The organism is Zoogloea ramigera, from assembly GCF_006539865.1.
Classification (GTDB): Bacteria; Pseudomonadota; Gammaproteobacteria; order Burkholderiales; family Rhodocyclaceae; genus Zoogloea; species Zoogloea ramigera.
In genome coordinates this window covers 24,915-34,189 of record NZ_BJNV01000056.1, presented here as the reverse complement: position 1 = coordinate 34,189, position 9,275 = coordinate 24,915, and the positions used below count along the sequence as shown (strand labels likewise).

Here is a 9,275-nt window from a genome sequence, read left to right as displayed (position 1 = left end):
CTAGCGTAGGATTTGGCAATCGGGGTGCAACCATGCCCCGCCGTCGGGTTCATGCGCTACGCGAGGGGTGCGCGGCATGGGTTCCGGCCTGCAGTGAGAAACAGGACCGTCGAAGGTTACCCCGGGCATCCTGTTCGCCTCCTGGCTTGTGAGTCTCGGTGTCTTCACGCTGCACCGGTAGCAATCCAGGCGCTAAAGACGACTTCAGCTGCCGAAGGTGCGGCTACAGCGGACTAGCCCCCGGTCCGCCTGTCGTTGCCGCAGATCCTGCCCGCCAGCCGGACCGCTCATTCTGGAGCGCTCCGCATGTCTCACTCCCTCGCCCCCGCGCATCACGCCGCTGTTGCCTCGCCGGCCCTTCACGCTCGCCCCCGCAAGCTCGACACCACCGAGGCCGCCGACCGTCTGCGCGTCCGCCCGCAAACCCTGCGCCGTGCCTTGTGCCTGAACGGCCATTACCTCGGGCTCCGCCCTACCAAGCTGCCGAATGGTCGCTTGCTGTGGGACGCCTCCGCCATTGAAGCCCTGACCGAAGGGGGTGCCCAATGATGCCCCGCGAACGTGAAGACGCCCGGCCAGACCTGCCAGTCTGCCGGGCGCCGAATGTGGTGAAGTCCGCTCACTTCGAAACCAGTCTAGCACGTGCTCGAGCGTCCGGTGCCCGCTGGCTGCCGCCGGTGAAGAGCTGCGCCGGGCAGTTGCTCCTGGAGCTGATCGAGGCTGCCGCATGGGCCGAAGCCGTCGGCACCCCACTGCAAGCCGGCATCACGCCCCGCGACTTCGACCGCCTGGCCCGTTCGATGCGGGAGGCCGCCTATGTGTATCGCCTCCGACAAGGTGGGTGGCCCGTCGTCACCAGCCTGCAGGACGCCGCCAATCGGTTCGAGAGCGTGCGCTATGCCGCCTACTCCCTGGCACTCGACGCGGACACCGGGCGCCCCGAGCTGGCCGCCTGGCTGTCCGAAGCCCGGAAAGTGCGAGGTGCCGCATGACCGCCCCCAAAGCCTTCACCTTCCGCGATGCCGGCCCGCGCCTCTTCGCCGCCGGCTTCCAGCCGATTCCTGTCAACGGTAAGAGCCCGGTCGTCAAAGGTTGGCAGGCCATGCCCTTGCACGAAGACCAGATCGGCTTCTGGGCGAACGGCGACAAGGGCGCCCTGAACGTCGGCATTCGGACGGACGATCTGGTGGCGGTCGACCTGGACATCTACTGGTCAGCTGTGGCCGACGAGGTGGAGGCGGCGTTTCGGGCCCGCTTCGGGGATGCCCCCAAGCGGGTCGGCGAGGCGCCGAAACGGCTGCTGCTCTACGCGGCGAAGACACCCGGCACGAAGATCACCAGCCCCGGGTACAAGACCGCCGACGGGTTGAAACATCGGGTCGAGGTGCTGGGCATCGGCCAGCAGTTCGTCACCCACGGCATCCACCCGGACACCCTGCGGGCCTACACCTGGCCGGATGGTGACATTCTGGACATTGAGCGCTGGCAGCTGCCGGTGATTGACCGGGATGAGGTGGCCGAGTGGGTGCGGGTGGACCTTGATCGGATTCTGGTGATCCGCGGCTTCATGCCTGAGCTTTCCGGCACCACGACTGCCACGGGCGCTTCCTTCGCCGACCCCGACGATGCCTTCGACGCGGTGAAGCCCCGTCACGACGACGTGGGCCTTGAGGATTTGCGCTGGATGCTCGACCAGCTGCCGGCCAACTACTGCGACGACCGGGACAGCTGGCGGGATGCGATCTTCGCCGCGCACCACCAGTTCCACGACACCGAGGAGGAAGACGACGCCCGGGAGATCGTGATCGAGTGGTCCCAGCGGTCGACCAACTACACCGAGGGCTGCGTGGAGCCGATCTGGCGGAAGGCGTCGGAGCAGCGCGTCGGGGCTCACGGCCCGTCCACCATCGGCACTCTGAAGGCCTGGCTGGGCGATGTGTGGAAGGCTCGGCGGGCGCAGGCGGTGGCAGTGGCCGGGGCGGCCGCTTCCGCAGACTGGAAGGCTCGCATTCACGCCGCAGACAAGGCCACGCTACAGGGTGCGCTGGCGGTCGAGATCCGCGCCGCCGACATGACCAGCGCCGACCGGGACACCCTGGCCACCCTGGTGCAAGCCCGCTGGAAGACGTTGGAGGGCGTCCCTCTCGCCAAGAGCGAGGCAGTGAAGATGCTCGCCCCACCGTCCGAGGTCGCGCAACGCCCGGCAGACGTGGACCTGACCGGGTTTATTCCGTTTCGCCTCGCCGTGCCCGCCCTCAACCCGGAGCAGTTCCCGCACACCAAGCAGACCAAAACGGGAATGCTCGTCAAGCCGACCATCGACAACATGCGGATGATGATGCAGGGCTACGGCATCCAGGCGCATTACGACGAGATTCGGAAAAAAACCGTCGTGCATGTGCCGGGCCTGGCGACCTGTGCCGACCAGGCGGACAACGCCGCGTTGGAATTCATGTGCTCCCTGGCGTCTATCAACGACATGCCCTCTGACCGTGCGGCAGCCCTGGCCGTCAGCATCTCCTACGACCACTCGCGCAACGTGGTAGCCGACTTCATCAAGTCGAAGCCGTGGGACGGGCAAGACCGCCTGGCCGGCCTGCAAGACACGCTGACGGTTCGAGACACCTTCCCGGCACCCCTGCGTAACTTGGTGCTGCGCAAGTGGCTCATCAGCGCCGTGGCTGCAGCCCTGAAGCCGTCGGGCTTCTACTCCAAGGGCGTGCTGACCCTGCAGGGGGCGCAGAGCCTCGGCAAGTCGCCATGGTTCATGCGCCTGCTACCGGAGAGCCTGCGGCAGGACTACATCCTGTCGGGCGCGCTTCTCGAACCGGACAACCGGGACAGTGTGAAAACGGCGGTCTCGCACTGGATCACCGAGCTCGGCGAGGTGGACGCCACGATGCGGAAGGCCGACATCGCCCGCCTGAAGGCCTTCCTGTCCAACCCGGTGGACAAGCTGCGCCTACCCTACGCCCGGACGGATTCCGAGTTTCAGCGCCGGACGGTGTTTGCTGCCTCGGTCAACCCGGAAGAGTTCTTGCAGGACGAAACGGGCAATCTGCGATGGTGGGTGCTGCCGGTCACGGCGGTCGACTACCGTCACAGCCTGGACATGCAGCAAGTATGGGCACAGCTGGCGACCTACTACGAAGCCGGTGAACGCTGGTGGCTGGAGCGGGAGGAAGAGCAACAGCTCGACCACTGGAACGCCGGCCACGTGGTGAAGAGCGCCGTGCACGACATGCTGGCCAACGCGCTGGATTTCGACGTCCCGCGCATCAACTGGCGACGGCTGGCGGCAAGCGAGGTGCTGCAGGCGTTGGGCATCAAGGCGCCCACCAACGCCCAGGCGAAGGAGTGCGGGCGGGCGCTCCGGGCGCTCCTCGGCAAGCCGGCCGGGAAGGCGAGGGGAACCGACCAATGGTTGACGCCCCCGATCGTGCTCCACACTGCCAGCCTGTTGCGAAAGGGAGAATTCGACCCGCGCGCATTCGACTGACCCGCGGGTAACTTGGTGACGCAAGGGCGAGCCGTGAAGGTTCGCCCTTGTCGTTTTCAGGCGGTGGCGTTGTGGGTGGCGTCGCGTGGTAGGTCTGCCGACGGTTCCGCCGTGGCGCCGGTAGGGCAGAAGTAGGGCACAGGTAGGGGAGAAAAAGGGGCTGCCCTACCCGTGAAACCCAGTGCCGGCGCGGGTTTCGGCGATTTGGTAGGGCAGGTAGGGCAGTTTTCGGAACAAATAAATCTCCCAGGAGTTGGCGGGAATCCCTATGGGGCTGTAAACCTTATTACTTGATTCTTCTTTTCTTCTTCTTCTTCTAAAAATAGCCCTACCTAGACCTACCTACATTCGGAAACCCTTGCTGGGCTTGGCTTTCGGGCAGGTAGGGCAATTCCGATTCTCGCCTACCCTCGCCCTACCTGCCCCACCACTCCGGCGGGGCGCCGATCCCCCGTCGGCAAACATCGCCGCACCCCGCCCCCGTGAAAATATTTTTCTGCCAAAAGGGAGCGCCGCTCACCTGCCCGGGTGTCGGCCACGATCCCGCCGGCCCAGGTGTCACCGGCGATCTGCCGCCTCCCTAAACCTCCCTAAACCTGAGTAAAGGTGAGTTTCGCTCTCTTACGTGGTGGTTTTCTGCCGCGGTAGTCTCTGCCTCACGCATTACCCACCACCTACGAGGACACCACCATGAACACGATGAACACCACCCGCCTGGATCTCGAATCCGCCCGCTCCGCCTTCGCGGTGCTCGAATGCCTCGAACGTCAGGCCATTGCCCACAACGCCGGCCGGATGGCAGCCGATCCGAAAATGCAGGCCTGGCTCCGGGGCGAGGGGCGCGAGCCGTCAAGCCGCAACCTGGTGAGCATCTACGCCGCGGTACGGGCCCGGAAGCAGGCCGGCGGCGGGCGCCATATCATCGAGATGTCGGAAGCACGGGAAGAGGATCTGATTGCAGCCCTGCCGGCGGCACGTGCCGCGGTGGCCGACCTGTCCGCCAGGTTGAAGAAAGTGGGCGCGACGGTTTGAGGTGTCAGTGCGCCGGGCGAGGGTGCCCGGCGGCCTGATCTGTTTCGACGGCGGGCGGCGCGATGCCGCCCCAGGTGAGCGGCCGGCTAGGCTTGGCCGCTGGGCTTTCGAGTAGTGGAGTCCTGCACCGTCTCGGGGCTGTCCGTACTCTGGCGCCGCGCCGCGCGAGCGGCCATCTCCTCGTCGAACGCCTCCTGCGACCATTTGGCCATCGACGTTTCCAGCGAGATTCGTGCCCCCTTCATCGCCGGCTCGGGATCCTCCTGCCCGGGCGCCAGGATGTCGAGCGCCTCGTCCGGCTGAGGCGATTGCGTCGCGGGTGAGGCGGTCGGCTTCGGCCTGAAGGGTGTCAAAGAACCCTTGCCCCCGAAGATCAGCCGCCCGTCGTGCGGTACTCGTGTCACTTTGGCCCTGGCGGGCGCCTTCTTCGGGGGCTCCCGTGGGTCGTCGGGCAAGCTGAGTGCCCACCCCTTTTCCATCAGCCATTGCACAATCGGGGCGCCCTCGGCCGCCATTTCGTCCGGGTCGTCGCAGGCCAGCCGTGCGCTCCACTGGGCGAAAGGCTCATTCGATACCCGCTCGAAGCGGATGTCGGGGTGCTCCTCGATTGCGCCCTGGTGACAATCGGCGATGGCTGCACACTCGGGCAGGTCCAAACCCGCGGCGGTGAGTTCCTGCAGGATCTCTTCAAGCTCGCCGCCGGACATGCTGCCGAGGCCGAACAGGTAGCGGTCTTCCGCGGCAAAGGGGTAGGCGGTGCGAAAGCCCGCTTCGCCGTCGGGGTAGTGCTTGCGAACGGCGCTTTTCTTGATGACAACCATCTGAAACACGATGCGGATACTCATGATGTCGTTCCTCTGTCGATGGTGTCGGCGACTCAGCGCCAGCCCGCCCAGCTGGGCCGGATGGGGAGGTCGAGGGGCGAAGCCTTGCGCGGGGCCGGGTGCGGCGAGCGGACGGCGGGGAGGCGGGGGACGAATTTGCCGAGTGCTTCGGCGCTTTGCGGACGGCCAGACTGTGCGGCCGGGTCGGTGGTGACCATGTTGCGACTCCTGCCCCCTGAAGTGAGGCGTGACCGGCCTCGCGGGGGCGAAGAGGCGGCGACGCTTTAGCAGCATTTGTGAGTCGCCCTGCAAGTTGTCTTAACTCGGCGACGCCCAACAAAAAACCCGCCGGGCATGAGCCAAAGCGGGTTTTGTGGATCCGCTTTAGCAACATTTGTAAAGCGCCTGCAAGCTGTGTTTCAAATCGGCGCTGAGTCGAGATTAGGCCCTATGCTGCGGCGAGCGTCAAGCGGAAGAAGGCGGGGCGCGAAAGGCGCGGGGCCACCCCTCGCCCGGGTGGGCGCTGCCCGGCTGGCTGGGGGAAGGACGGCCCGGCGTCGAAGCTTGCTACCCTTCGCCCGCCCGGCCCTTTACCAGCCGCGCCGATTGGACCGCGTGCACCCGCGGTGCCAGCCATTCGGGCAGGGCGGCGACCATGCCGAGGTTTCGCCGGTAGTAGCGCACTCGACGCACCCGATACCTGGGGCCCTGGTGCTCCACTTCGGTCACGAGCACGCGGCGGCTGGTGGCCAGGCGCCGTAATGACTTGGCGACGGCCTGCCATGGAACACCGAGGGCTTCCACCAGCTGGCTAGCCCTCACCCCCTTGCCCTCACCCTCGCCCAGCGTTTCAAGGTGCGCAAGGATGCGCCCGTCAATGGCGTCGCGCTTGTCGCGCTTGTCGCGTGTTACCCCCAATGTTGCCCCCGGCCTGGTGGATCTCGAGTGCTGAGGCTGCCACTGCCCGGCAGCCGGCGCCGGTTACCGGATGGCTTCCCACTCCATCGGGTCGAGGAGGCGGACCGCATCGGCCGCAAGGTCTTGCAGGTCGAGGGTGCGGAGCAACGCCTTGAACCCGTCGAACTCTTCGCCGCCGCCGTCGCCTTCGTACAGACTTTCAATCCGCCCATTCGGATGGCGCAGAAAGAAGTAGCTGTCGAGCTGCACGCGCCCGTCCGAGCGATGCACGGTCCTGGTAGCCCGGCGCTCCAAGTCGCCCCCGAGGGAGGCGTGAAGCGGCATCACGAAGGTCTCGGGCGCGAAGAGGTTCGCGGTATCGGGCGCGGGGTCGTCCATGATCCGCCAGCCGATGACGGGCTCTTCGCGGATGGTCCGGACCTGGAAGGTCTCGGCATCCTCCTCGATACGCAGGACACTGAAGCGCGGGTCCGTGTTGGGGAGAAAGTGCGGGGTCAAGGTGGGGGCGGTCATGGTGGCGTCCTGAGTGGTTCGCGGTTCGAGCTGCGGCGCATCCCTGGCAGGCAGCGAGCCGGCCGGGGCGCCCGCGTTGTCAATACGAGCGTTGGGCGTGCTCCAGCTTCAAGCGCTTGAGAAGCTCCCGAAGCTTGACGCTCGCGTTGTCCGTCCGCATTGAGGCCACCTCAACCGGGCGGCGCGCGATGGCCATCGCGTCGTGCGCCGCTGGCATGGCATCGTTAGCGGCTTGGTGCTGCCACGTCAGGCGCTGGATGGATGCGCGCGCCTCAACCGCCGCGGTGAACTCCATGTCTCCCTCCTGAGGGCATTGCGCGGCAAGCGCTTTCAGCGCGCCTTGTGCTTCGACCACTTGAGCGCCGAGAGCGGCAATCCTCGCTTCGAGGGCCTGGAGCGTCCCGATCGCCGCCTGATACGCCCCGATGACTTTCTCGTGTGCCTCTTCGGCCGCGGCGAGAACCTCGCGGCACTGGATCACCTCCGGGTTGTCGTCGAAGAAGTCGTCGGGGATTTTGTCGGCGCGCTCCCGGGTGGCTCGCGGGTAATAGGTTTCGTCCATGGTCGTGTTCCTGGTGTGGTTTAGCCGTTGATCCGCGCCGCCGGCCTGGATGCGATCCAAGCGGCGATGTCCGACCGGCGCCAGGCGATGGCCCGCGCGCCGATCTTCAGCGGAGCAGGGAAAAGGCAGGCCGCAACATCCCGCCGAATCTGGCGGGGTGAACGCTGGACGATGCGGGACACCTCGGGGAGGCGCGCGAGGGCATCGGGGGCTGAAGGATTGGGCGTGGTCATGGCCTGGACGGTAGCCCACCCCCGCGAATCCGCTTGCTGTCGGTTGCCACTCCTGACCACGCATGGCGCGGCAAGGATTGCTGCGCCCCGTTGTCGGCACCGTGGATCGTCCCGATCTGGCTACACCGTGGCTACACGAACCCCAAACGCAAAAAGGCCAACCCCGGAGGATTGGCCTAAGTGCTTGAATCTGTTGGTGGTGATGGGCGGAGTCGAACCGCCGACCTATGGGTTATGAATCCATCGCTCTAACCATCTGAGCTACATCACCGACCGAAGCCCGCTATAATAGACATCTAACTTCGACTGGTCAACACAAAACCAAATGAAAAAGCTTTATATCCGCACCTTCGGTTGCCAGATGAACGAGTACGACTCGGACAAGATGGCGGATGTGCTCGGTGCTGCCGACGGGCTCGAGAAAACCGACAACCCCGAAGAAGCGGACGTGATCCTGTTCAACACCTGCTCGGTGCGCGAGAAGGCGCAGGAGAAGGTCTTCCACGACCTGGGCCGGGTGAAGCACCTCAAGCAGAAGAACCCCAACCTCATCATCGGCGTTGGCGGCTGCGTGGCGAGCCAGGAGGGCGAGGCCATCGTGGCGCGGGCGCCGTATGTCGACCTGGTCTTCGGGCCGCAAACCTTGCACCGCCTGCCCAGCCTGATCGCCGAGCGCAAGGCGTCGGGGCGCTCGCAGGTGGACATCTCCTTCCCCGAGATCGAGAAGTTCGACAACCTGCCGCCGGCCCGTGTTGAAGGCGCGAGCGCCTTCGTGTCGATCATGGAGGGCTGCTCCAAGTACTGCACCTTCTGCATCGTGCCCTACACCCGTGGCGACGAGATCTACCGCCCGCTGGCCGACGTGCTGGCCGAGGTGGCGGGGCTGGCCGCGCAGGGCGTCAAGGAGGTCACGCTGCTGGGCCAGAACGTGAACGCCTGGCGCGCGCCGGTGGATGGCGACGGCGGCGAGATGGCCGACTTTGCCTTCCTGCTCGAGTGCGTGCATGACATCCCCGGCATTGAGCGCATCCGCTACACCACGTCGCACCCCCGCGAGATGACCCAGCGCGTGGTGGACGCCTACGCCCGCCTGCCCAAGCTGGTGTCGCACCTGCACCTGCCGGTGCAGTCCGGCTCCGACCGGGTGCTGGCGGCGATGAAGCGCGGCTACACGATCCTCGAGTACAAGTCGCTGGTGCGCAAGCTGCGTGCGGCGCGGCCCGACATCTCCCTGTCGTCCGACTTCATCATCGGCTTCCCGGGCGAGACCGAGGCCGATTTCGAGGCCACGATGAAGCTGATCGAAGACCTCGGCTTCGACGCGTCGTTCAGCTTTGTGTACAGCTCGCGCCCCGGCACGCCGGCGGCCGACCTGCCCGACGACACGCCCCAGGACGTCAAGCTGGCCCGCCTGGCACGCCTGCAGAAGCGCATCGAGGCCCAGGCGGCATTGATCAGCGAGGGCATGGTTGGCAGCGTGCAGCGCATCCTGGTCGAAGGCCCGTCCAGGAAAGACCCGAATGAGCTGGCCGGCCGCACCGACAACAACCGGGTGGTCAACTTTGCCGGCAACCCGCGCCTTATCGGCCATTTTGTCGACGTGACCATCGTCTCCGCGCTGCCCCATTCGCTGCGCGGCGAGATCGTCACCCAAGGCTGACCGCTGGCCGAATGCCCCCTCCGACTTCCCCGAC

The 9,275-nt window shown here is 66.0% G+C and carries 10 protein-coding genes and 1 tRNA gene; 5 read left to right on the top strand and 6 right to left on the bottom strand.

Annotation, left to right across the window (positions count from 1 at the left end):
- The first annotated feature begins 306 nt into the window (after positions 1–306).
- The 4 genes from ZRA01_RS15085 to ZRA01_RS15075 all read left to right on the top strand — a co-directional run bounded on the left by ZRA01_RS15085 (position 307) and on the right by ZRA01_RS15075 (position 4,531).
- A complete protein-coding gene (locus ZRA01_RS15085) occupies positions 307–549 on the top strand; it encodes a DNA-binding protein (RefSeq protein WP_141353659.1) in 243 nt (80 codons plus the stop codon).
- Positions 549–992 (top strand): hypothetical protein, encoded by a 444-nt coding sequence (locus ZRA01_RS20575; protein WP_170182988.1) that lies wholly within the window; start codon positions 549–551, stop codon positions 990–992. The genes ZRA01_RS15085 and ZRA01_RS20575 overlap by 1 nt, the downstream gene beginning before the upstream one ends.
- A complete protein-coding gene (locus ZRA01_RS15080) occupies positions 989–3,499 on the top strand; it encodes a VapE domain-containing protein (RefSeq protein ID WP_170182987.1) in 2,511 nt (836 codons plus the stop codon). The genes ZRA01_RS20575 and ZRA01_RS15080 overlap by 4 nt, the downstream gene beginning before the upstream one ends.
- A 690-nt stretch (positions 3,500–4,189) precedes the next feature.
- On the top strand, positions 4,190–4,531 hold the full coding sequence (locus ZRA01_RS15075; protein ID WP_141353655.1) for a hypothetical protein: 342 nt from the start codon (positions 4,190–4,192) through the stop codon (positions 4,529–4,531).
- An 86-nt stretch (positions 4,532–4,617) separates the two neighbouring features.
- Here the strand turns inward: ZRA01_RS15075 and ZRA01_RS15070 are convergent, their stop codons facing one another.
- The 6 genes from ZRA01_RS15070 to ZRA01_RS15045 all read right to left on the bottom strand — a co-directional run bounded on the left by ZRA01_RS15070 (position 4,618) and on the right by ZRA01_RS15045 (position 7,852).
- Positions 4,618–5,376, bottom strand: a complete 759-nt coding sequence (locus ZRA01_RS15070) for a hypothetical protein (protein ID WP_141353653.1) — start codon at positions 5,374–5,376, stop codon at positions 4,618–4,620.
- Positions 5,377–5,922: 546 nt separating this feature from the next.
- On the bottom strand, positions 5,923–6,273 hold the full coding sequence (locus tag ZRA01_RS15065) for a hypothetical protein (protein ID WP_141353651.1): 351 nt from the start codon (positions 6,271–6,273) through the stop codon (positions 5,923–5,925).
- A 63-nt stretch (positions 6,274–6,336) separates the two neighbouring features.
- Complete coding sequence (locus ZRA01_RS15060) at positions 6,337–6,786, bottom strand: hypothetical protein (RefSeq protein WP_141353649.1); 450 nt, start codon at positions 6,784–6,786, stop codon at positions 6,337–6,339.
- A gap of 79 nt (positions 6,787–6,865) precedes the next feature.
- Positions 6,866–7,348: a hypothetical protein gene (locus ZRA01_RS15055; RefSeq protein ID WP_141353647.1), complete on the bottom strand. Its 483-nt coding sequence runs from the start codon at positions 7,346–7,348 to the stop codon at positions 6,866–6,868.
- A 20-nt stretch (positions 7,349–7,368) separates the two neighbouring features.
- The gene (locus ZRA01_RS21385) at positions 7,369–7,581 is read right to left on the bottom strand and encodes a helix-turn-helix transcriptional regulator (RefSeq protein ID WP_141353645.1); all 213 of its coding nucleotides are present in this window, start codon (positions 7,579–7,581) and stop codon (positions 7,369–7,371) included.
- 194 nt (positions 7,582–7,775) lie between these two features.
- Positions 7,776–7,852: transfer RNA gene (locus ZRA01_RS15045), tRNA-Met, on the bottom strand.
- A gap of 54 nt (positions 7,853–7,906) precedes the next feature.
- Here ZRA01_RS15045 and miaB point away from each other — a divergent pair.
- Positions 7,907–9,241 (top strand): tRNA (N6-isopentenyl adenosine(37)-C2)-methylthiotransferase MiaB, encoded by a 1,335-nt coding sequence (miaB, locus tag ZRA01_RS15040; RefSeq protein WP_141353643.1) that lies wholly within the window; start codon positions 7,907–7,909, stop codon positions 9,239–9,241.
- Positions 9,242–9,275: the final 34 nt, after the last annotated feature.

Coding starts and splice junctions, on each gene's coding strand:
- ZRA01_RS15085 (WP_141353659.1), top strand. CDS start 307: ATGTCTCACTCCCTCGCCCCCGCGCATCACGCCGCTGTTGCCTCGCCG.
- ZRA01_RS20575 (WP_170182988.1), top strand. CDS start 549: ATGCCCCGCGAACGTGAAGACGCCCGGCCAGACCTGCCAGTCTGCCGG.
- ZRA01_RS15080 (WP_170182987.1), top strand. CDS start 989: ATGACCGCCCCCAAAGCCTTCACCTTCCGCGATGCCGGCCCGCGCCTC.
- ZRA01_RS15075 (WP_141353655.1), top strand. CDS start 4,190: ATGAACACGATGAACACCACCCGCCTGGATCTCGAATCCGCCCGCTCC.
- ZRA01_RS15070 (WP_141353653.1), bottom strand. CDS start 5,376: ATGAGTATCCGCATCGTGTTTCAGATGGTTGTCATCAAGAAAAGCGCC.
- ZRA01_RS15060 (WP_141353649.1), bottom strand. CDS start 6,786: ATGACCGCCCCCACCTTGACCCCGCACTTTCTCCCCAACACGGACCCG.
- ZRA01_RS15055 (WP_141353647.1), bottom strand. CDS start 7,348: ATGGACGAAACCTATTACCCGCGAGCCACCCGGGAGCGCGCCGACAAA.
- ZRA01_RS21385 (WP_141353645.1), bottom strand. CDS start 7,581: ATGACCACGCCCAATCCTTCAGCCCCCGATGCCCTCGCGCGCCTCCCC.
- miaB (WP_141353643.1), top strand. CDS start 7,907: ATGAAAAAGCTTTATATCCGCACCTTCGGTTGCCAGATGAACGAGTAC.